The organism is Bartonella sp. CL100XZDX, from assembly GCF_042195375.1.
GTDB lineage: Bacteria > Pseudomonadota > Alphaproteobacteria > Rhizobiales > Rhizobiaceae > Bartonella.
The window spans coordinates 1-24,028 of record NZ_JBHIOH010000006.1; the positions used below are offsets into that span (position 1 = coordinate 1).

General features: G+C 37.8%; 8 protein-coding genes, 2 tRNA genes and 1 pseudogene. 5 read left to right on the forward strand and 6 right to left on the reverse strand.

Annotated features, from left to right (window positions below; all coding sequences use genetic code 11):
* Positions 1-118: 118 nt before the first annotated feature.
* A tRNA-Gln gene (locus ACFILU_RS00545) sits at positions 119-192 on the reverse strand.
* A 458-nt stretch (positions 193-650) separates the two neighbouring features.
* On the opposite strand from ACFILU_RS00545, the pseudogene ACFILU_RS00550 reads away from it, so the two are divergent.
* A pseudogene (locus tag ACFILU_RS00550) lies at positions 651-842 on the forward strand (glyoxalase); the annotation flags it as partial.
* Positions 843-2,752: 1,910 nt separating this feature from the next.
* Here ACFILU_RS00550 and ACFILU_RS00555 read toward each other — a convergent pair.
* The 5 genes from ACFILU_RS00555 to ACFILU_RS00575 all read right to left on the reverse strand — a co-directional run bounded on the left by ACFILU_RS00555 (position 2,753) and on the right by ACFILU_RS00575 (position 6,599).
* Positions 2,753-2,826: transfer RNA gene (locus tag ACFILU_RS00555), tRNA-Gln, on the reverse strand.
* Between the two features lie 64 nt (positions 2,827-2,890).
* Positions 2,891-3,649, reverse strand: a complete 759-nt coding sequence (locus ACFILU_RS00560) for an ABC transporter ATP-binding protein (RefSeq protein WP_273791485.1) — start codon at positions 3,647-3,649, stop codon at positions 2,891-2,893.
* Entirely contained in the window at positions 3,646-4,521 is an 876-nt protein-coding gene (locus tag ACFILU_RS00565; RefSeq protein ID WP_375654582.1) for an iron chelate uptake ABC transporter family permease subunit, read from the reverse strand. The genes ACFILU_RS00560 and ACFILU_RS00565 overlap by 4 nt, the downstream gene beginning before the upstream one ends.
* A gap of 67 nt (positions 4,522-4,588) precedes the next feature.
* Positions 4,589-5,545, reverse strand: coding sequence for an ABC transporter permease (locus ACFILU_RS00570; protein ID WP_375623944.1), 957 nt, complete (start codon positions 5,543-5,545; stop codon positions 4,589-4,591).
* Between the two features lie 103 nt (positions 5,546-5,648).
* Positions 5,649-6,599, reverse strand: a complete 951-nt coding sequence (locus ACFILU_RS00575) for a siderophore ABC transporter substrate-binding protein (protein ID WP_273791482.1) — start codon at positions 6,597-6,599, stop codon at positions 5,649-5,651.
* A gap of 199 nt (positions 6,600-6,798) precedes the next feature.
* Here ACFILU_RS00575 and ACFILU_RS00580 point away from each other — a divergent pair, with 199 nt between their 5' ends.
* The 4 genes from ACFILU_RS00580 (at position 6,799) to ACFILU_RS00595 (ending at position 23,868) form a co-directional block, all read left to right on the forward strand.
* Positions 6,799-12,474: an autotransporter outer membrane beta-barrel domain-containing protein gene (locus ACFILU_RS00580; RefSeq protein WP_375674345.1), complete on the forward strand. Its 5,676-nt coding sequence runs from the start codon at positions 6,799-6,801 to the stop codon at positions 12,472-12,474.
* A gap of 675 nt (positions 12,475-13,149) precedes the next feature.
* Positions 13,150-16,182, forward strand: coding sequence for an autotransporter outer membrane beta-barrel domain-containing protein (locus ACFILU_RS00585; protein WP_375674346.1), 3,033 nt, complete (start codon positions 13,150-13,152; stop codon positions 16,180-16,182).
* A 1,172-nt stretch (positions 16,183-17,354) separates the two neighbouring features.
* Positions 17,355-20,309, forward strand: a complete 2,955-nt coding sequence (locus tag ACFILU_RS00590) for an autotransporter outer membrane beta-barrel domain-containing protein (protein WP_375674347.1) — start codon at positions 17,355-17,357, stop codon at positions 20,307-20,309.
* A 439-nt stretch (positions 20,310-20,748) separates the two neighbouring features.
* Entirely contained in the window at positions 20,749-23,868 is a 3,120-nt protein-coding gene (locus tag ACFILU_RS00595) for an autotransporter outer membrane beta-barrel domain-containing protein (RefSeq protein WP_375674348.1), read from the forward strand.
* The last annotated feature ends 160 nt before the right edge of the window (positions 23,869-24,028 follow it).

Consider the following 24,028-nt stretch of genomic DNA (forward strand, 5'->3'; position numbering starts at 1 on the left):
ACATCTTTAAAACTCTTTGAGAAAAAATAAATTGGTACAAAACCTAGTGGCAAAATATACAAAACCCGCTGGCAAGCTACACTGCTGGCAAGCTACAGGCAAGCTACATACATACAACTGGCTGGGGAACTTGGATTCGAACCAAGATTGACGGAGTCAGAGTCCGCTGTTCTACCATTAAACTATTCCCCAATAAGCCAATTTTACCATTTCTAGCAGATTCTATAGTGTAGGCAAGTGCAAAAAATCTTTAGATTATCAATAATAAAGAGCGATAGGGATATCATTATAATCCCAGTAGTGGCGGTCTCAATGTTTTAGCATATAGCAATAAGCGAATAAACACATATAAATAGAGCACACCGTGAACGGAAGCATCACAAACTCTTGTTGAAATATTCTCTATATAGGCATACTTTGTTAAAAGACAGCTACTAAATCATGGAGAATTAATGAGTAATATTTCCACTTATCCTGTTCCCCCAAACCTACAGTTGGTATATGTCTCAAATGTAGAATATTCTACCGCTTTTTACAAATTCATCTTCAAGAAAGAACCTGTGTTTACTTTGCCACGCTATGTTGCATTTGCTTTTTCGGGGGATGCACTCTTTGCTCTCTGATCTGGGGGCGATACGCCTGAGGAAAATGCACCTCGTTTTTCAGAAATCGGCATTATGTTGCCTAAGGGAGAGGATGTAGATAAGCTCTATGCGGAATGGAAAGAGCAAACCACTGTTGAGATAAATGTTTTGAAGGAACCGTATACTGATGTATTTGGACGTACCTTCCTAATCAAAGATCCAGACGGACACATTATTCGTGTTTGTCCACTAGATTAAAAAGCCTGAGATCCGATGTTTAATCGTCTGAATTATAATACCTGAATTATAATAATTGTCTGTTTCCAAAACCTATAAGCTATGCACGCTAAGAGGCTTACTTACGACGCGTGGCTTATCCGTTCGGTGCTGTTCCATTATATTCAGCCCCACAACTTGCCTGTTCCCACAGGCGGTCTCATTGGCTTGGACATCAGTCGGCGTTATTGCATGGCCAGTGATCAGTACCTGTAAATCATAGAAGCTATCCCTCATCGCCTTATGTGGAGTCTTTTGTTGGAATGGGAGGAATATTCTTTACAAGGAAATTGATATCTTTATGAAGTTAAAAAGGTATTGTACATAAAAAATAATAAAATCAATATATTAAGTGCAGTTATTTTGTATGAACCCACTTAAGAATCCATACTTTTATGTATGTTTGAATTGATCATTTTTTATATAAGATTGCCATGGATGAATAGACCATAAAAAGCAAATCATGATGCAAATATTATAACGCATGGGTGCATTCAAATGAAATGAAAAGCGGTTATCATTCATAACAGGTCATAAATTTTATGATACGTTTTTATCACAGCACAAATCACATTGTTTTAAATTTCAGTCGTTTGGAATTATCGATAACATAAATTGTATACGTTTAAGAATGGGATGTGTTTTGCTCTTTATTGGAGTGCAACCTTAAAAGGAATAATCGTTTGAAACTATCATAAGCTTATGGATTGAGTTCATAAAGATTGTATAAAAGAATTTAAAGACAAGATCGTTTTTAAAAACGCTTACTAAAAAGTTAGTAAATGATAGGCAGGCATTATATAGATACTATCATCACAATATAGAATGAAAATCACAATGTTATGTCTTATGAAACTGAAAACCTTTTAATGATATAACGCAAGCAAGCGAGCAAAAAACGTTTTAAAAGTTACAGTTTAAAAATACGAAACCAAATGAGCTCCCCCCAAATTGGGGGGCACCTATTGAAAAAAAGATGAGGCAGCAAAATTCAAAACCATTGTAACATCTAAGGCATGGGATTTTATTCAATTTTGAGTCAAAAGCTATAATGTTTAAAGATGGCTCTATTCTAAAGATAATGCCTCCAAAATTGGATTGGTTGATTTTGCCAACTCAAATTTGAGCTGGTTAATTTGCAAAGAAGTTACATTTGAGTGCAAAATGAAAAGATACTTATGAAAGCCTTATTGAGAAGACATTCATTTAAGATGCATTTTCTTTTGATTGGATTGATAAAGTTACTAAGCTTTTATAGGCTCTATAATGCTAATGAATGATATCAAAATCATAGCTATCATTTACGTTTCTTTTGATAAGTTTTCATATTTCTAATAGAGCACTTGCAATATGATACGTTTTGTATATATGCATTCATTACTCCATTGTGGATGATTCATTCGAATCTTATAATCAATATCTGAAAGCCGCGTCATATCATTTGGTACGGCTTTCTTTTTTGAATTCTCTTTAGATAGGTTTATAGCTATTAGATAAGGCGTTCCCATAAACATAGCCAGATATACGTGTATTACTATGGAAAGGATTTATTTGCGAGAGGATTACCAGACGATGTTTGCTTTGCTTGTGCAATTAAAGGGAAAGTCAATGATGTGCCTCAGATCCGAAAAATCTTTAGCCAATTTAAGATAAAAGAGGTTGGCACATAATCTTATACATGTGGTTCAAAGAATCCGCACCGGCTCAAGAGCTTATCATCTCAATTGCAATTTTTAGAGGAAGAGAAAAATATGCATTAAAGGGATTTTAAATAACCCGTGAACGTTTTTGAAGATCCTTTGACAAAAATAAATTGATGCAAAACCTGCTTTCAAATTATACAAAACCCGATGACAAGCTACAATCATTAAATACTGGCTGGCATTAAATACTGGCTGGGGAACTTGGATTCGAACCAAGATTGACGAAGTCAAAGTCCGCTGTTCTACCATTAAACTATTCCCCAATAAGCCAATTTTACTATCCCTAGCAGATTCTATAGTGCATGCAAGCGCAAAAAATCTTTATGATTATCGATAATAAAGAGCGATAGGGATGTCATTAATTGTTTTGATTTGAATATCGACATCATAAATGTCTTTAAGAATTTTTGGTTGCATAATTTCTTTTGGAGTCCCACAATAGGCTGCTTTTCCATTTTTCAGTGCAACAATCATATCTGAATAAGATGAGGCAAAATTAATATCGTGCATAACAATAAGAATGGTTTTTTTCAGTTCATCAGCTGTGCGGCGTAACTGCTTCATCATAGAAACGGCATGTTTCATATCCAGATTGTTTAATGGTTCATCTAAAAGAAGATAATCAGTGTCTTGGCAGATAACCATGGCTATAAAAGCGCGTTGACGCTGACCGCCAGAAAGCTCATCTAAAAAACGGTCTTTTAAATCTTGTAAGCCGAGATAGCGTAGCGCACTGTCGATAAATTGTTTATCTTCATGTGTATACCAGCCTTTTGAATAAGGATAGCGTCCGAAACTTACTAAATCGTACACGGTTAAGCGAAAAGACAAAGGATTTTCTTGACGCAGAATTGAGAGTTTTTGAGCCAAAATATCGTGGGGCATTTTATCAATATCAAAGCCGTCGATATGAATTGTACCATTATGGTGTGGCAAAAGACGTCTTATCAGCATTAAAAGAGTTGATTTTCCGGAACCATTGGGCCCAATGAGAGAAATAATCCCCCCTTTTGGAAGATGAAGGCATAAATTATCGATAATCAATCGTGCTCCGTAAGCCTTGGAAAGATGATTGATCTCAATCATTTTAGTTTTCCCTTCATCAATAACATTAAGAAAACAATACCCCCACAAAACTCAATGATAAAACTTAAACGCCCTGCCATATGAAAAATTTGTTCTAAAATAAATTGTCCCCCCACCAAACAAATAATCGCTAACAATATTGCAATCGGCACAACAACACTGTGTTTTGCTTGAGGAGAAAGTTCATAGGAAAGGTTGGCAACTAACAGTCCAAAAAAGGTGACGGGGCCTACTAATGCGGTGGAAATGGATACGAGAATGGAAACAAAAATAAGGACAGCTGTCGCACTTTTGTGGTAATTAACGCCAAGATTGAGGGCATTTTCACGTCCCAAAGCCAAAATATCAAGAAGATGACGGGAATGCCATCCAATCAGACTCACAATGAAGACAATGATTGTGGCAAAGCTTATTAATGGTGTATTGAATTTATTAAAATTTGCAAACATAATATCCGTTAAATTCATCATTTGGTCTGGATTTAGTTGCAATTGCATAAACATCCGTAAACTGAAAAAAAAGCCGCCTAAAACAACACCGATTAAAAGCGTCAAATGAAGCCCTTTTAGGCTTCCTGAAAAGAGCCAGCGAAAAAGGCTTATTGAAAAAAGAATAAGAATGAGGGCTTCAAGAACAAGCTGTCCTTCTTCATTCAAAAAGGGTAAAGAAAGAGAGCCTACAAAATACATTAGGGCAGTCTTTATTAAAATATAAAGCTGATCAAATCCCATAATTGAAGGGGTAAGAAGACGGTTATTAACGATTGTTTGAAATAAAACCGTAGAAACGCTTATTGCGTAGGCAATAAGAAGCAGAGAGGAAAGTTTTGTAAGACGAAATTTCCATGTATAAACATTGATATTCCATGTCATGTAAAGACTAATGATAGTACATGCTATGATGATAAGTGTTGTTAGTACACATATTGTTTTTCTTCTTCTATCCAAGACGCTTTCTCCAGCGTAAAAGCAGTATCATAAAAATAAAACTACCGATTACACCCATTATGGTGCTGATGGGAATTTCAAGAGAGGGATGAATTATTCGTCCTAAAAGATCACAAATCAAGACCAATCCTGCACCGCTGATGGCCACCCAAGGAGCGGTATAGCGCATATTATCTCCCATGAAACTTGAAACAATATTTGGAATAATCAACCCAACAAAAGGAATACGGCCAATGGTACAGACAACAACAGCAGTGATTGAGGCGACAATAAAAAGACCAAAAAACATGACAACACGATAATTCAATCCAAGGTTGTTGGTTAAATCTTCTCCCAAACTTGCAACCGTAAAGCGATCAGCAGTACAATAGGCTAGAATACAAAGGGGAAGGGATAACCATAAGAGCTCATATTTTCCTTCAAGAACCATCGCAAAACTGCCAAATAAGTAAGCTTGAAGAGAAGGGAGTAACATTTCATAATCTGCAATGGCATTGGTTAAAGAGCCAATAATATAGCTTAGCATAATCCCTGTAAGGGGTACAATGAGAGCAGATTTTAGAGGAATGCGTCGCAATAAAAACATAAAAAGTAAAGTGCCTGCCATGGCAAAAATTGTCGCAACGACCATTTTTCCTAAAACAGGAATATCGGGTAAAAAAATCATAATAAAAAGAATGCCAAGGGAAGCAGATTCAATGGTTCCAGTGGTTGATGGCTCGACAAAGCGATTGCGTGTCAATAGTTGCATAATCATGCCTGAAAGTGCAAGTGCTGCGCCTACTAAAAGGATTGCAATGGTACGAGGAAGACGTGTTTGCCAAAAGATAAGCCACGCATGGGGATCGGCTGCGAAAAGGTTAGAAGGTGTGACATCAGAATAACCAACAAAAATGCTGAGGATCGACAGGAAAATTAGAAGTGTTATGGTTATCCAGTAATTCTTCACGTTAAATCATTTTCTAACAAAATCTACAAAAAGCAAAGACTGCTTAATAAACAACCTCTGCTTTTAAATTTTATTTATATAGCAAGCAAGCTCTTTTGTACGCTTATTTGCTCTTTGTAAAGGCTTCATTGATCTGCTGTGCGGTTTCAATGAGTGCCGTTAAACCACCATTTGCACGATACCAGCTCCAAGAGTCCAAATAAATAATTTGGTTTTGTTTGCTCGCTGTTGTGCGGTGAACAAGCTCATTGTTGAGCAATTGTGCTGCGGATTGTCCTTCCCGTCCAATGGCTGCATCGCGATCAATCACTAACAACCAATCAGGATTGGTTTCAAGAATGAATTCAGGAGAAATGAGTTGTCCATGTTTTTGCACGGTAAGTTTATCGGTTGCAGGGGCAATTCCAAAAGCGGAGTGAAAAATATCGAAACGTGATTTTGGTCCGAAAGCACTGATTTTGCCACCAGAAGTCATGAGTATGAGCCCAGTGCCTTTTCCTTGGGTATTTTTACGGACTTCAGCAAAAGCTTCATTGAGTTTTGCAATTTCCTGTTCTGCTTCTTGTGTTTTGCCAAAAATTTTTCCAAGGATAGACACATTTCGTTTAATATCTTCAAGAGAATTTTCGTTTTCTACTGTTAGATCAATTGTTGGAGCTATTTTGGATAAATCTTTATATTTTGCTTGAGTTCTGGAGGAAATAATAATCAAATCGGGTTGAAGAGTGGCAATTTTTTCATAATCTGGTTCAAAAACGGTTCCAATTCTTTCATATTTTGCATCATCAAATTGTTGCAGATAGGAAGGTTTTTTTCCTTCAGGAAGGCCGATAACGGCTTTGATACCAAGGCGATTCATATTATCTAGCGAAGCAAGATCAAACACAACAACCTTTTGCGGAGAAGCGGGAACAGAAGTCGTGCCTGAAACATGATCAATCGTTACATTTGTCTGGGTACTGGTATTTGCAATACTCGTATGAGTCCACAAAACCGTTGCAAAGCTGATGGCAACCAGTAAAACAGAAGTCATCCATTTCATATATTTTATCATCGTGATTTTATCCTTTTATCTGATATTACAAGGGGTTGTGCAATTAAAAACCTTAACTTAGGTATCTTTATGCACAAAATGAAGCTTAAACAAACAACACTATGTTGTAAAGTTGACTTACATATGTTACAAATTGTTCACTTACCTCATTTTCACTTAATTCTAGTGTTTTTGCAACATTATTTAGAAAGTTTGACATATGATCAATGTATTTAAAAAGCGTACACGTTTGTACGCACTGACAGCGAGCGCTCTTTTCCTTTTACAAGGTGTTGATGCTTCTATAGCGAGTAGTGGTATTCCTGGTGGTGTTGGTGTTGGCGGTGTCCCACAGGGCGTTGGTGGTAGTGCCAATGCATGTAATGTAGCGGATAATAGAGATGATAAGAACCCTTTATCACCTATTGTTTGTAGTGATAGAAAAAAACACTCAATACGTAATAGTACGATTGTGGTGAAGAAGAAGGGTGATACTGCTGTAACAGCGGGATGGATTGGTGTTAATGGAGAAGATGATGTTGCAGGACCAGAAGAAGCTACTGAACCGACAATTATTGAATTGAACTCTTCATCTCTTAAGAATGAACCTGGTTCAGAGATTGTGTCGGTTAAAGGTCTACAGTATGGGAGCGCTGTATATGCATCACAAGATGGAGTGGTCAAATTGCAAAACTCATCGATTCGTGATTTTGACACTGGGATTTACGCTTTATTTGGTGGAAAGGCCATTATAACAGGAGGGACAATCTCTAGTGTAAATATGGGTGTTGAGGCTGCGCATGAATCACTTATTCTGTTGAATAATACAGCGATTACTGTGTCGGGCTCACAGGCGGGAGATGATGAAGAGGGAAAAGAGGTAATGGGTTTGCGTGCCAGCAATGGAACAGTAATAGATATGAAATTGGGGAAGGTTATTGTTCCGACAGGTGGATCTGTAGTTGTGGCAGAAAACGGAGGAATCATTCAATTAGATAAAGTTAGTGTTACAATTGATAGCAGCAAATCTGGCGCTGCAGGACAGGGATTGAGTAGCTTTTTATTTACAGATGTAGGTTTTATTTCCTTTAAAAATGGAAACATTAATCATTCAGATTCTGTTGGTGTATGGGTCTTTGACAATGATGATGAAGATTCTAACAATGTTCAAAGAAATAATGATACAAGAGTGAGACGTATTGAAATAGATGATCCTAGTAGCGAGTTTCTTGCTTCTTCGGACTATGCTAGCTATCTTATACCCAAAATTTTAGGCCAAAAGACAAGGACAGGAGTCGGTGAAGAAAGAACCGATGAAGTGGACTTTAGGATTAGGGCTTCTGTAAAATCTTCAACTATTAACTTGAGTGGTGAAAGGTCTACAGGCGTATATTTTGATAATCAATACGAGGATCCAGAAGAGAGCCAATTAAAAAGTAATCAATTACAAAATAAGGAGTCTTTAGTTTTTTTGCACGGCACTACTCTTATGGTTCCAGATGGTACAGCCATTTTAGGTAAGAATATGAGAGGCTCTGTCCTTATAGATAGCGGATCGCAAGTGTCTGGTAATTCATTCTTACGAGCTGAAGCTACGTCTGAAGTATCGGTTTTTGTTCATGATTCTATAGTTCGCGGTGAAGCTTATGTTGAAAAAGGTTCTCAGGGTAAGATTTTTTTATTCAATGAATCGCAGTGGCATGTAACGAAAAATAAATTTGGAAAGCCTCAAGATAGGGGGTGTGAGGATTCATGTGTTTCATTTTTAAAACTTAACAATTCTGCTATTGGGCTCTTGCCTTTAGAAGATGAGAATCAACAAGATTATAGTTATCCAATGCTTCGGATAGGAAATGGGGAAGGCACAGTTTACACCGCTTCTGGGGATTCTTATATTTATTTCGTTGCATTGATGCAGGCTGGTGCATCAGAGGATTCTCAACTATCTGGTAGGCTTTTAATTCATGGTGATGTTTCTGGTCAAACTAAGGTGCATGTGCTTACACTGAAACCAAATGGTGAGGGTCGGCGAGGTCGGAGTGCTAAAGCTTATAAACCTCAGAGTATTTCAATTATTCAGGTTTATGGGGAGGCGAGCGAAGATTCTTTTAAACTGAATGGTGAGTATGTTACGATAGGCGGTTTACCTTATCAGTATGTTCTTCGTGCTTATGGTCCAGCTATTCCTTCGAAAATGCAGTATTTCGATAATACATTAATTAAAAATAGTAGAAGTGTTTGGGATTTTCGTTTAGAAGATAAACAATTGCCTTATGAGCGTAATTCTCTTTCTTTCGTAGGTGACAATAGGGAGAGGGCGAGAGTAAAGACTTCTTCCGTGCCATCTCGTGCAACTGTGGGAAGTGAGGTAGATAATTCTGCTGTAGGATCAAATCTTCCATCTGAAACTTCTGAAGCTAGACTACCTAATCAAGTTATTACTTCTGATGCGAATGAAACCTCTGCATTACTTAGGAGTTCTGAGACAGAGGAGGCAGATTGTACAGACGGCGGATATGATAGATACGTAGAGATTGGAGAATCTGAAGCTGTAACGTCTCTTTCTTCTCCTACTACGTCTTCTGTTATTTCTGCTGTATCTGAGGAGGGCGCACCTACTGATCCGGGGAGTGCTGGAACATCTGAAGCTGTAACGTCTCTTCCTTCTTCTACTACGTCTTCTGTTACTTCTACTGTATCTGAGGGGGACGCATCTACTGATCTGAGGAGGGCTGGAACATCTAAAACTGTAACGTCTGTTCCTTCTTCTACTACGTCTCCTGTTGTTTCTGCTGCATCTCAGGAGGGGGCATCTGCTAATCTTGCAAGATCTGAGACATCTGAGTATAGCGTATATACTGTTTCATCTCCTTCATCTAGAGATAGAAGTTCGTTAAATTTAATGCCTTCAGGAGCTGATTCAGCTGCGAGATCTGATCGAGGTAAGATTTCTGTGATATCGACAGATGGGATTTCTGTATCATCTGGGCACACTATATCGAATAGGCTTCCATCTATAAAATCAGCAGCTTCCAGAAAGCCTTCTTCTGAGATTTCTGTAAAACCTGTTGCCTCTTCTGGAGGAGCTGTTGGACGTATTCTTTTGCTTAATAATCCTGGTAAGGAAACGGTTTCTTCTACATGTGATGCCACACAGGATAATGGTGAGAAGGGGGCGCAAACTCCTTATTCGTGTAGTGATGGTAAATCACATACAGTGACAAATCTTACACTGAAAGCAAAGGATAAAACTCAACATTCTATGCATGCACAGAATGAAAATACAGTTATTAAGTTAGAGAATGCTACAATTATGGGGGGGGATGATAACAAAAGCAATGTTGATCTTACTAAATTACAGGCTGTGAGTGCTGTTCTTGCAGAAGACAATGCAAAAGTTGTTTTGGAAAAAAACTCAACAATTACATCTTCTGTAATTGGGCTTGAAGCTCAAAATGGTGGAAAGGTTATGATGACTGGTGGATCAGTTAATGCGCATTATGTGGGCGCTTTGGCGGGTTCTGGATCATCTGTTAATTTAAAGGATACGAGAATTAACGTGACGGGGGATTTGGCTGTGGCTGGTTTGGTAAGTCAGGCTGGTAAGGTGTCTATGGACTCTGGGGCTATTACTTTGGAAAAGGGAGTGGCTGTGAGGTCCGAAGCTGGGGGAAGCGTTGAGTTAGACAAAGTTAATATTACTGCGAAAAAAGGACAAGGTAAGTTAGATTTTGCAGATAACTTTGGGCGTGCAGCTTTGCTGTTGAGTGATAATGCTTCTGTTGTTTTTAAGAATGGGAGTATTGTGACTGATGCTCATGCTTTGTGGATTATGAAGTCTGATGATCAAGTGGTTGAGACAGGCTCTTCTAGGGGAAGGAGATCCTCTGAGGTTCGTCCTACTATGAATCATGCAAATATCGAGTCTTCAACTGTTAGGGTGGAAGGTGACGGAGTCTACGGCATATATTTTGATGGACTAATACAGAAAGAAGAGAGTCAACAAAACCGAAGTAAGGATTTAGCAACTGAGAAAACAAATGTTGTTAAGCGGAGTACTGTATCCAAACAGGAGAAAACACCTATAGGTGTAACAGGGGCAATTTCGTTGAAAAAAACTGATTTTGAAGTTGCAAATGGTATAGCGATCTATGGTAATAATTCTGTTGGTCATGTTTCATTAGAAAATAAGACAACTCTTGCTGGTGACTTGTTATTAAGAGCCGAGAATGGTTCGAATATATCGGTATCGGTTGATAGTTCTATTGTTAAAGGTGATGTTCGCATTGATAAAAGTTCTTATGCAAAATTAAACTTGGCTAATAGTTCACAGTGGATTCTAAAAACAAGTACGCAGAAGAATTTAGGTACTCTAGATTTAGGATGTGGGGATTCATGTATTTCTTTTGTAAGTCTTGTAAATAGTGCTATTAATTTTGCACCTTCGGAATCTGAAGGAAAATATCAGACTCTCCATATTGGAAATGGGAAAGGAATAGTTTATGCGGCACAGGGTGATGCTGTAATTTATCTCAATGCACGTTTAAATCCTCGTGATCCGAGTGGTCAGCAAGTTACTGATCGGCTTGTAATTCATGGTGATGTTTCTGGAAAAACAAAAATACATGTACGAGGTGATGCGGGCAATGTAGGAGATGGTAAAGCGAATGCCAAGATTGCTCATACTGTTTCAATTATTCAGGTCTATGGTCAAGCAAAGAAAGACTCTTTCCAACTCGATGGCAATTATGTTGCACTGAGAAACTCACCTTACAAATATACTCTTCGTGCTTATGGTCCAGAAGCGACTTCGAAACAGGAGCATGTTCAGCAGAAATTTGTTAAGGATGGTGGAGAATTTTGGAACTTCCGTCTAGAAAATCAGTATGTTAAGTCTGTTGGATCTGCTGCCCTTCCTGAACAATTTGTAAGGTCTGTTGTTCCACAGGTTCCAACTTATCTTGTCTTGCCTAATAGCGTATTCCACGCTGGTTTGATGGATATTAGCAATCAAAATAAGCAATTGGAGACGTTGCGGATGACTTCTACAGGAATGGTAGAGGTTCGTGAAAATCCCGCTTTATACTTGCGCGGCTATGGTGGAAGTTACCGTTATGCTTCAGATCTTTCCGCACTTGAATATGGTTACGACGGCGATCTTAGTTATAATGGTGTAGAGGCAGGTGTTCTGCTGCAAACTATTGAAAATGCTGACAGTGCTATATCCTTTGGCGTTATGGGAACTTATGGAAAACTTTCTCTGCAGCCTTTGAATGTTGAGCAAAGTCAGAAGAGTGCATTTGATAAATGGACTGCTACGGTATATGGTAGCATGCAGCATAATGCTGGCTTCTATGTCGACGGTCTTTTATCCTATGGTCTGTTCAAAGGTGATGTTCTCACCCTTGCACGGGGTAAAACAGCAACATTAAAAGGTAATCCTTTGAGTATTTCTTTAGCTGGTGGTCAGACAATTGCGACAGGATATAAGGGTTTTGTCTTTGATCCGCAGGTTCAGGTTGTGTATCAACATCTCCAGTTTAATAAAGCTCGTGATATTGACAATTTTGATATTGAAATGGGTAACCTTAATCAGTGGGTAGCACGTGTTGGTGGACGCTTAACCAAGATTCCTACAGGTTCTGAAGGCGTGAATGCTATTGCTTTCTATGGTAAGCTTTATCTTGCTCATGGTTTTGAAGGAAAACAGTCTGTGCATTTCAATGATGCTTTCAAGTTAGGAGCTTTTGGTTCCTCTATAGAGGCTGGATTAGGTTTTAATGCCAAATTGTTGCCACAGTTCTCTCTGCATGCTGATATTCTCTATCAACATAAGCTTAATAAGGCTGGTTTTTCGGGAACAAGTTTTTCCGGAGGAGTACGTTATCAGTTTTAATATAAGGTACACTATGTACCTTATTAGAAAAGGCAGCACATTGTGCTGCCTTTTCTCTTTATAACAACTTGTGTTGTTCTTAAAAAATCTCGTCTTCTTTATTAAGCAAAAAAGACATAGTTTGTTTTATGCATGAGAGCACTTTTCTCCGCTAAAGCGAATTTTCTTAAAATTTATGCTGCTACTGATGCGATAGAGTGCTTCGCTTTTATCGGCTTTTAAAGCGTTCAGCAGACCGGTATGCGTTACGTTATCCTTTTTGGTACTGTATTGATATTATCTAATATAATATTTGATGTTTTCTAAAGCTCGTTTTTGAGCGTTTGTTTTCTACTGATTTAAGTCATTGTTTCATTCATCTCCTTGTGGATTAATTTTTAAAGTTCACAAGGTTTGATTGTGTTTTTAATTAATTACACGCACTGATTTTATTTTTTCTTTACACGAAATACAGAATGCATTATACACTCATAAAGTGTGTTTTGTAACTATTCTCTTATAGGTGGTTTTGGCGTAGAGCTTTTGCCAAATTTATTGGGATAATTCATTGCACAGTTCAGATGAGCATGAGGCATGTTCTTTTGTTACACTTTTCGTATTTTTGAGGTGTGCAATGGGGTGTTTTGTAAGTGCTTTTGTTTTTAATGAGAGGGGAAGGAAAGTTTCGAGGGAACTATGATTAAAGTTTTTAGAAATCATGTATGTTTATGTGCTTGTACAACCGCTATCCTCTCTTTGCTCCAAAATGGAGCAATGGTTGAAGCAAGTGTTAAAGGGCATTATAGTACGTCTTCTTATGGTATTAGCAATATCGAGACCGATGGTTATGTCGTCCCAATTGCCCCCACTGTTCCAAACAGCAGTTATTTTATCAGTAGTGTTGATGGATATCCTATTAGGGATAATTTTTCTAACTTTTTCAGTGGATACAGTGAGGAAAAAGAAGGTGCATACGGCCGTGAAATATATGAAAATAATAAGCTTATATTACATGATGGTGCATATTATATATGCGATAATTGTGAAAAAGACAAAATTGATAATCGGTCTTATAAAGCTGTACGTGGGGGGAAACCGTCGAGCGCTACTGCTATAACGGTGAAAGGAATAGGTACAGAAGTTCGCGGGAAGGGTGTAACGGTTAGTGGTCAAGTTGCTGATAAAACTTTTCTAATGGGGGTGCATGTATTAGAGAACGGTAAGATTGTTTTGGAAGATCCGATTATCAAAGGCACAATTATAGCCCTTCGTGCGAGTAATGGCGTGATTGAGGTAAAAAATGGAAAGATTGTGGAGAACCATGAGGGTGTTGATGCAGCAGAGAAATCATTTGTTCTTTTAGAAGATACAAAAATTGAGACTGCTAATGGGAATGCAAGTCTTTTAAGTTATGATCATTCAGAAATTTGGATGTCAGGTGGATCAGTTGATTTTATGAACAGCCATGGGGTTTCTTCGACGTTAGGTGGGAAGGTAAATCTCGAGAATGTTGAAATTACTGGGAAGGGTAAAGAAAAAAATTCGGATAATCATGCAGTTTTGCGTACGGATTTAGGGGGGGCTGTTAATTTAGAGGGTACTACTATTCGTGCTATGGATGTCCATGGCATATTATTAGAAAATATAGTCAATTCTATTCCTCGTCAGGAAGTTAAAGATTTATCAAATGAGGATTCTGATTCAAAGATTCCTGTGACTGAAGTTAATATGAAATCCTCTTCTGTTACCGTAAAGGGTAAGGGATCTTATGGTATCTATTTTCGGGGAGAGAAGTCATGGAGTGAAGGTGGGGATAAAAAAGAAGAAATTTCATCAGAGGAAGAAAAAGTTCCACCACGATTAGAAGTTGTTAATTTGGATAAAACAGAGTTTTCTGTTTTAGACGATGCGGCTCTTTATGGTAAAAACATGATTTCTGGTGCGGTGGGGTTGGTACACAGCACTCTTCGTTCAGGGAATTTTTTATTAAAAGCTGAGGAAGGTGCTTCTATAACAGTTTTGGCGGATGCTTCTACTCTTGAGGGTCGCACACACGTTGATAAAAATTCTAATGCTGAGCTTTATTTAGGAGGTCATTCTAAATGGATTTTACAACAACCGTTGCAAAAAGATCAACACGAGGCTGCACATGATTCTTCTATTTCACTCGTGAGTCTTATGGATGAGAGCTCTATTAATTTTAAAAGACACGAATCTTCTTCTGTTGATGATTATCAAACCCTTCATGTGGGAAAGGGAAAGGGTGAAGTTTATAAAGCACAGGGTGGTGCCTCTATTTCTCTTAATACATACCTGAATAGTGGTGGTGCTCTTGTTAATCAAAAGACTGATCGTGTTTTAATTCATGGTGATGTTTCGGGAAAAACAAAGCTCCAAGTGCATGGAGTTACAGGAAGTCCAGGAGGATATACGGGAAAGGGGGGGAATGCTGAAGGTATTTCAATCATTCAGGTTTCTGGACAAGCAAAGCAAGATTCTTTTCAGTTGGAAGGTGGTTATGTAGCGTTAAACGCATTACCTTATCAGTATAAGCTTTATAGTTATGGTCCAGAATCTGAGTTTGGAAAAGCAAGTATGGATCAGAGATTAGTTGAAGGGAACGGAGAATTTTGGGATTTTCGCCTTGAAAGTAGATCTATAGATTCTGATGTTAAACCTAAACCAGATCCTGCCCCAATTCCAGGACCAGAACCTTCTCCAGCACCAGCTCCGGAGCCTCATCCTCGTCCTAAGCCGGGCGTTAAGGCTGTTGTTCCGCAGGTTCCGACTTATCTCCTTTTACCTAATGCCTTACGTCATATTGGTTTGATGAATGTGAGCAATCAAAATAAGCGATTAGAAGCTTTGCGAATTGCTTCTGGGGGCTTATTAGAAAGTCGTGAAAATCCTTTCTTTTTTGTGAGCGGTTATGGCGGCAATCATCGTTATACTTCAAATCTTTCCGCGCTTGAATATGGTTATGGCGGCGAGCTTGATTATAATGCCATAGAGGCAGGTGTTTTGCTAAAAGCAATCGAAAATACGTATGGTTCCACTTCTTTTGGAATTATTGGGGCTTACGAGAGATTTTCTTTGCAACCTTTGAATGTTGAACAGAGTCAAAAAAGTACATTTGATAAATGGTCAGTTACGGCATACGGTGGTATGCAGCATGATGCGGGTTTTTACGTTGATGGTCTTGTGTCTTATGGGTTTTTTAAGGGTGATGTTCTAACAACCGCACGGGGCAAGACGGCAACATTAAAGGGAAATCCTTTAAGTGCTTCATTGACTGCTGGTAAAACATTTATGGTAGGAGAGGACGGTTTTGTTTTTGATCCTCAAGTTCAGGTTGTTTATCAATATCTTCAATTTAATAAGGTGCGTGATGTGGACGGCTTTGATATTGATTTAGGAAAGCTTCATCAATGGATAGGGCGTGTTGGGGGGCGTTTAACAAAGAGGCTGGTTGCTACTGATGAGGCTCAAGTTATTTCTTTCTATGGCAAGCTTCATCTTGCTCATGGTTTTGAAGGAAAACAATTTGTGCATTTTAAAGATGCTTTTCAGCTAGGTGCTTTTGGTTCTTCATTAGAAACTGGGTTAGGTTTTAATGCCCAATTGTCTCAAAAATTTGCGCTTTACGGCGATTTGGTTTATCAGCACAAACTAACGAAAGCTGGTTTTTCTGGAACGAGTTTTTCAGGTGGATTGCGTTATCATTTCTAGTGTTGTTCCTGTTTTTGATTAATCTTTCAAAAAGCCACAAGTTGTACTTGTGGCTTTTCTCATTATCTATTCATCTTGTGTTATAGCATTTTTACGAGAGTGTGACTTTGCATATCTTTAATATGCTTTTAGGTTGGACTTCTTTCATTTTTTTGAAAAGTCTGAAGAGTTTGTACGTTATTGTTTCAAAATGCGTATTTCAGAGTGATTATTATATTATTTATAATATTTTGATTTATAAAGATATTTTTTAATTTAGGGCGCTGAAATATTTTCAATGCTCTTATGATGAATCCATAAAAAGCATTCCTTTGTCTATTATATGTAAGATTGGCAAGTGGATAATCATTTAAGAAAGGGTCAATATAATTTTGGGAATTATGTTAAGAGGAGAGGATTTACAATATTAGAAATTGGCAAAGACAAAAATGCTACTCAGGCGCAATGAGGGCTGTATCTGATGAACTTTATATTATATCCGCTGTCGTTGTGAAATGGGGATGGAAATAATGAGATATATCTGAGAAAATTGGTGAATGAGAAACACAATGATATATTGTTTTGGAAAATATGTTTTCTTCAAAGGAATTCGATAAATAACAGGATGAAGTCATGTGTCATCTTCACTTTTTAAAAGTACGGCTCTGAATGCTTTCGACTGTTGTAAAGTTGAATTAAAAGGAGATAGTAAAATCGGAACTGATTTTTACATGTTCTTACCCTTTATTAGGCTATCTTGCCATGAATATTGCCTAAAAATGCATATGTAAACTCTTGTTTCTCAATTTTGGCATATGTTTTGTCTGCTTACAAAGTACATATTGTTTCAATATAAGATCTATCGTGAGGATGTTGATTATGTCAGCTCTGGGGGGTAATTAGACAGCAGTTAAAGTAGGTGTTTTTAATGCATGTCAACTGATTAAGGGTGTTTTTGAATAACAACTTTAAAGGTGATTTTTCTGTCGTTTTTCAGTTGTATTTTGCAAATTATTTGTAAAAGCGACAGATTTAGATTGTATTTTTGAGTAATTTTTTAATTTCATATTTACATAAAACACAAAAAATATTAATAGGTTCTCCATCTTTAAACCAAAACGTATTAAATTTTCTGGTTAAGTTTTTAATACGTTATGTATTGCTCTATAATGGGGCAGAATTATGGTGTAATTATGGTCAATCTATTTAAAAATCGTTTCTCCTTATATACTTGTACAACGGCACTCCTATTTTTGACACACAATGTTGATGTTTTTGCACACAATGCTGCAGCTCAAGTTTCCTCTGGAAAAAAGCAATCTTCATGTGATCAGAATGTAGTATTTTATCAGTGTGATGATGGTGGAAATCATGAAATTAATAATAAAGTTTATTCTTTGACGGATAAAAATGTTAATGGTGTTCATGGAGCCATGGAGGTGTCTAAGGAAAATACAATTATTCGTGGCAAGAATATAACTGTTAAGGGTATTTTGGATAAAAAGAATAACTCGGAAAACAATTTTTGGAAATATGGAGTAAAGGCATCAGAAAAAGCGGGCGTCTTTCTGAGCGATTCCACGTTGAGTGGTGTTTTAGTGGGGGTGGAAGCTCAAGGTGGCGACATCATAATATCTGGCGGATCAATTGATGCAATCAAAGTGGGGGCTTTTGCTGGAGGAGAATCTCAAAGTGGAGTTTATTTAACAAATACGAAAATTAGCTTAGGGAGTGTTGGGGTTAAAGCAGGAGAAAAAGGACATTTTATTTTAGAGGGTGTCTCTATTAGTGGTAGGGGTGGTACCGGCAAGGGGGGGCAGGGGCTGGATGTAGGTCGTCAGAGTGATAATGCTGCTTTTCATGTATTTAAAGATGGGTATATTCTGTTTGTGAAAGGTTCTATTGATGTTACTGATGCTCATGGGCTTTTATTGCAGGGAAATAAAGACCCTCAGGTTAATATTGGAGATTCCAATATTACAGTAAAAGGTCATACATTTTATGGTGTGCACTTTGAAGGTGAGGCTGTATCAGAGGGCTCTTCAAAGGGAAAATTATCGCGTGTTGATTTGAAAAAGACGCATTTTGTAGTTCCAGATAGTATAGCTCTTTACAGCAGTAAATCTGGAAAGTCTTATATATCTTTAAAGGAAACAAAGCTTTTTGGAGATTTGTTGCTGAAGGTTGATAGTAACTCTTCTATAAAGGTTGTTGCTGATGCTTCTGCACTTGTCGGTCAAACTCAGGTTGATAATAGTTCTACAGTTGAGCTTGACTTGAAAAATAATTCACAGTGGGTTTTATTGCAACCAAGACATAAAAAATTAGAAGATCCTAATTATAGAGGTGTTTCGTTTATTTCATCGGTAAGTCTTTCTAATAGTTCTATTATTTTTAAAAAAACAAAGTCCAGTACTGATAATGCCTATCAAACGCTTTATATTGGAAAAGGAACAGGTCATGTTTATAAGGGTTTGAGTGGTGCTTGGATTCACTTGAATGCATGTTTAAATCCTAGTGATACAAGTGGTAATCAAGTAACGGATCGGCTCCTCATTCATGGTGATGTTTTGGGAAAAACTATAGTCCATATACAAGGGGTTGCGGGAGGTGTAGAAGAAAAAAACGAAAAAGCGCATAGTGTTTCAATTATTCAAGTTTATGGAGATGCATCGTCTGACTCTTTTCAACTGAATGGGCAGTATGTTGCATTGGATGGCGCGCCTTATAAATATGTTCTTCGGTCTTATGGCCCAAGTGCTACTAGAGGGGAGGAGCATGTTAAACAGAGATTTGCTTTGAACGGAGGAGCATTTTGGAATTTTCGTTTAGAAAATGAATATGTTCAAACATCTGCTGATTATAGAGCAACTCCTATGGTTTCTAAACGTACACTTCCTGCATATGCTTCTTTTGAGGATGTTGTTCCAGAATCTTCTGAGGATGTTGTTCCAGAATCTTCTGAGGATATTGTCCCAGCATCTTCTGCGGATATTGTTCCGGTGTCTTCTGCGGATATTGTCCCAGCATCTTCTGGTGATGTTGTTCCGGTGTCTTCTGGTGGTGTTGTTCCGGTGTCTTCTGGTGGTGTTGTTCCAGCGTCTTCTGGTGATGTTGTTCCGGCGTCTTTTGCGGATAGTCTTTCTAAGATTGAAAATGTTTTCCCATCTGGACGAGGTGTGAGATCTGTTGTTCCTCAGGTACCAACTTATCTGCTTTTGCCAAATAGTTTATTCCATGCTGGTTTAATGGATATCAGTAATCAAAACAAGCAGTTGGAGATAGTACGGACTCATCCTAGTGGAATGTTGGAAATTCGTGAAAATTCTGCTTCATTTTTGCGTGGCTATGGTGGAAGTTATCGTTATGTCTCAGATTTATCTGCGCTTAAATATGGTTATGGGGGAGATCTAGGGTACTATGCGCTAGAGACAGGTGTTTTGCTACAAAAAATTGAAAATGTTGACAGTGCTATATCCTTTGGGGTTATGGGGTCTTATGGAAAGCTTTCTCTACAGCCTCGAGATGTTGCACAAAGCCAAAAAAGTACATTTGATAAATGGACTGCTACAGTCTATGGCAGTATGCAGCATGATGCAGGATTCTATGTTGATGGTCTTTTATCCTATGGTCTGTTTAAGGGAGATGTTCTGACAACTGCACGGGGTAAGACTGCAACATTGAAGGGTAACCCTTTAAGTGTTTCCTTGATGAGTGGTCAGAAAATTGCCACAGGATATGAAGGTGTTGTTTTTGATCCACAGGTTCAGGTTGTTTATCAACATCTTCAATTTAATGAGGCCCGCGATATTGATAATTTTAATATTGAGATGGATAAACTTGATCAATTGATGGTGCGTGTGGGTGGTCGTTTGATGAAGACTCTGACTGCGTCTGAAAAAGATCGTGATGTTTCTTTCTATGGAAAGATTCATTTTGCCCATGATTTTGGCAAAGAAAGAGCTGTGCGCTTTAAAGATTCTTTCCAATTAGGGGCTTTTGGTTCTTCTCTAGAGGCTGGATTAGGTCTTAATGCTCGCTTGTCTCAAAAATTTGCGCTTCATGGTGATTTGGTTTATCAGCATAAGTTGAGCAAAGGTGGTTTTTCTGGAATCAGTTTTTCTGGTGGATTGCGCTATCGTTTTTAGGTGATCATCTTGGGGTAAGTTGTTTAAAAAGCCACAAGCATAGCTTGTGGCTTTTTATTATTTCTTTGCAACTTTTTAAATAAGCTTTTTAAAAAAATGTTTTTTTTTGCATGAGCGAGTTTATTTCTTTTTAGAAACAAGATAAGGCTTTTTGGTTTGCAGTTTTCGCTTTTTATGCTGTTTTTCTTCTTTGAGTGTATTTTTATTAAATTCTCTTGAAACCATCGCTTTGGGGTAGAATTTCTATTTATATTTTTACGCGTATTTATAAATAATACAATTTTAAATTGTGATATTTTGAGATTCTGGCTTTACATAAAACATGTGGTCGATATATAAAATACAAAACGTATTTTAAATTATTACGCGTAACCAAAGTTATTAAACAGAACGCGTTTTTTTTGTTTTTAGGGAAGGGGAAGAAAGTTTGTAGAAAATTATGTTTAAAAATCATCTCTCTTTATGTCATTTTACAACGGTTATTTTTTTCTTTGTATACAATACTGATGCAGGTGAGACTTCTTCTGAGAAGAAGCAATATTCATGTAACGAAAGTGCTTCATTTTATCGCTGTAATGATGGTAAAACGCATGAAATTTCCAAGAAAACTTATCAACTTACGGGTGAAAGTTCTGATGCTGCCATAGAGGCATCAGGGAAAGATACAGTCATTGAGGGAGAGGCTATAATCATTAACGGTGTTTCGAATGCACATGGACATTCAGAAACAAACGCTTGGACAACAGCTGTAAAGTCCTCAAATGGGGGAGGCGTTGTTCTATTTGATTCCATGTTAAATAACGTGTCGATAGGGGGCGATGTTAATGAGGAGGGGGCTTTTGAGATGCAGGATGGGGTGATTAAAGCAACCAGAATGGGGATCAGTGTTGCGGGTAAAGGGTCGTTTGTTTCTTTGACCAAGACAGAGATTAAGACATCTTCTGATGCGATAGGTCTTTTGAGTCATAATGGTGCAAAAATTTATATGAAAGAAGGAAAAATTGATTTTACCAGTGGTATTGGTGTCCAAACAGGAGGAGATGGAGAAATTAATTTAGATGGTGTTTCTATTACGGGGAGGGGAAAACAGGGGACAAATACAGGTAATCATCGTGAAGCTTCTGCTTTTAGTATGCTGCAGGGGAAAGGCTCTCTTAATTTCCAGAAGGGAAACGTTAATGTCATTAGAGCGCATGGTATTGCCTTGGAGGGGAATGATAATAATACTGCTCATATCAAATATTCCAATGTTTTTGTGAGAGGGAATGCATTTAATGGCATGCGCTTTTTTTGGGAAGCTGTCTTAAATGATAAAAAAACAATTATGCCTGGAAAAGGGACTGTCTATTTGACAAAGACAACCGTTATGGCTCCAGAAAGTACGGCTATTTATAGCCGCCAATTCGAAAGTTTTATTAAACTCTCACAACATTCAACAGTTTCTGGAGATTCACTCCTGAAAGCTGTTGAGCATTCCAATGTAAAGATTGAGGCTAATGCTTCTACCCTTGTAGGAGGCGCACATGTTGATGGAAGTTCTACGGCTAAGATAGAGTTAAAAAATGGTTCAAAATGGATTTTATCGCGACCAAAATATGACAAATTGCAAAATTCTGATGCGTCTGGTTCTAATTTAGGGGATTATTCCTTCATTTCATCGGTCAATCTTATGGATAGTTCTCTTATTTTTGAAGAACTAAAATCCAAAACGACTGATGGTTATCAGACACTTCTTATCGGAAAAGGATCGGGGATTGTTTACCGTGCACAAGGCGATGCGCTTCTTTATCTTAATGCATATTTGGATAAAGGGGGAGCTCTGCAAGAGCAAAAAACTGACCGGCTTTTAATCAATGGTGATCTTGAAGGAAAGACGACAGTCCATGTGTATAGTGTTCCTGGAAGCTCAGGGGCATTGACGGGAGATGGTGGTAATAATCAGGGGATTTCCATTATTCAGGTTTATGGACAAGCTGCTGAAGATTCTTTTCAGTTAAAGGGGGGGTATGTCACACTTGAAGCCTCCCCCTATCAGTATCATCTTAAGAGTTATGGTCCAGGCTCTACTTTAGGGGCAGCAGATTCAAATCAAAGAGTGCTTAAAAACTCTGGAACATTTTGGGATTTCCGCCTTGAAAGTCAATTTGTTGATTCTTCCTCTCTTGATCCCACTAAAGTTTTTCCCGTTCTTGATTTGGTTGTCCCTCCTTCTTCTGATGATATTCCTTCTTTTCCTAAAATTCATCCTAATATTACTGGAGGAGAGGATGGTTCTATTGATTCTAACTCTAGGCAAAAACCTCAGGAGCCAAGTCTTTCTTCTCCAGTAGATTCTCCTGATCGGGATTTCCATCTTACGACCACACCTAATGTATCTGATGTTTTGGTGCTTGAGATCCCCAATCCTCCTTCCTCTCTTGCACCTGTTATTCCCGCTATTGCTGAATCTAATCCAGTTGCACCACCTGCATCTGGTTCACCTGTTCCGCCGCATGTTTCACCCACTCCTTCTGTTGTTGCACCACCTGCGTCTAGTTTTTCTGTTCCGGCATCTGTTTTTGAGCCTTCTTCTCATTTTGAGCCAAATGTGAGAGTCGTTGTTCCCCAGGTTCTGACTTATATTCTTGTGCCAAATACCTTATTTTATGCTGGATTGATGGATATCAGTAATCAAAACAAGCAGTTGCAATCGCTGCGAACTGTTTCTGGTCGGTTGTTGAAAAATGATGGAAATCCCGCTTTGTTTTTACGCGGTTACGGTGGATATCATCGTTATACTTCAAATTTATCTGTACTTAAATATGGTGATTATGGCGGTGAGCTTGATTATAATGCACTAGAGGCAAATATTTTATTCAAGAAAATCGAAAGTGCATACAGTACGACATCTTTTGGGATTATGGGGAATTATGGCAAGCTTTCTTTGCAGCCTCGAAAGGTTAAACAAAGTCAAGAAAGTATATTTGATAAATGGACAATCACGGCATATGGAAGTATGCAGCATGATACGGGTCTTTATATGGATGGTCTCTTTTCTTATGGTTTGTTTAATGGAAATGTTCTCACACTTGAGCGAGGTAAAACAGCTACATTGAGAGGTAAGCCGCTGAGTGTTTCCTTAACTGCTGGTAAAACGTTTATGATCGGCAGCCGATATTTTATTTTTGAACCACAAGTTCAGTTTGTTTATCAAAATCTCCAGTTTCATAAGACTCGTGATATTGATAATTTTAATATTGATATGCGAAGCCCAGATCATTGGGGGATGCGTATTGGTGGGTATTTAACGAAGACACTTACATTTACTAAAGATGCACATGTTCTTTCATTCTATGGTAAGCTTCATTTCATTCGTAGTTTTGATGATAAACAATTTGTATATTTTAAAGATGCCTTCCAGCTTGGTTCCTTTGGGTCTTCTTTAGAAGCTGGATTTGGTGTTTTTTCGCAATTATCTCCAAAAATTATTTTTCATAGTGACCTGATTTATCAGCATAAATTTACGAATGCCGGATTTTCTGGAACGCATTTTTCTGGTGGATTAAGCTATCACTTTTAATTGTATTTCCTTTAACACATCCTTTGTGGAAAATAATAAGCACAAAACATGGTTTTGTTTTGTTGTTTTTCTGATTTTTTTACTTTACATATAACACAAAACAAATTACTGATGACGACACATAATAAGAACAATAAGTAGATGAACCAGCTGTGTCTTT

Bases quoted from the DNA above. Each gene is read 5' to 3' on its own strand.
- ACFILU_RS00560 (WP_273791485.1), bottom strand. From the start codon at position 3,649: ATGATTGAGATCAATCATCTTTCCAAGGCTTACGGAGCACGATTGATT.
- ACFILU_RS00565 (WP_375654582.1), bottom strand. From the start codon at position 4,521: ATGACATGGAATATCAATGTTTATACATGGAAATTTCGTCTTACAAAA.
- ACFILU_RS00575 (WP_273791482.1), bottom strand. From the start codon at position 6,599: ATGATAAAATATATGAAATGGATGACTTCTGTTTTACTGGTTGCCATC.
- ACFILU_RS00580 (WP_375674345.1), top strand. From the start codon at position 6,799: ATGATCAATGTATTTAAAAAGCGTACACGTTTGTACGCACTGACAGCG.
- ACFILU_RS00585 (WP_375674346.1), top strand. From the start codon at position 13,150: ATGATTAAAGTTTTTAGAAATCATGTATGTTTATGTGCTTGTACAACC.
- ACFILU_RS00590 (WP_375674347.1), top strand. From the start codon at position 17,355: ATGGTCAATCTATTTAAAAATCGTTTCTCCTTATATACTTGTACAACG.
- ACFILU_RS00595 (WP_375674348.1), top strand. From the start codon at position 20,749: ATGTTTAAAAATCATCTCTCTTTATGTCATTTTACAACGGTTATTTTT.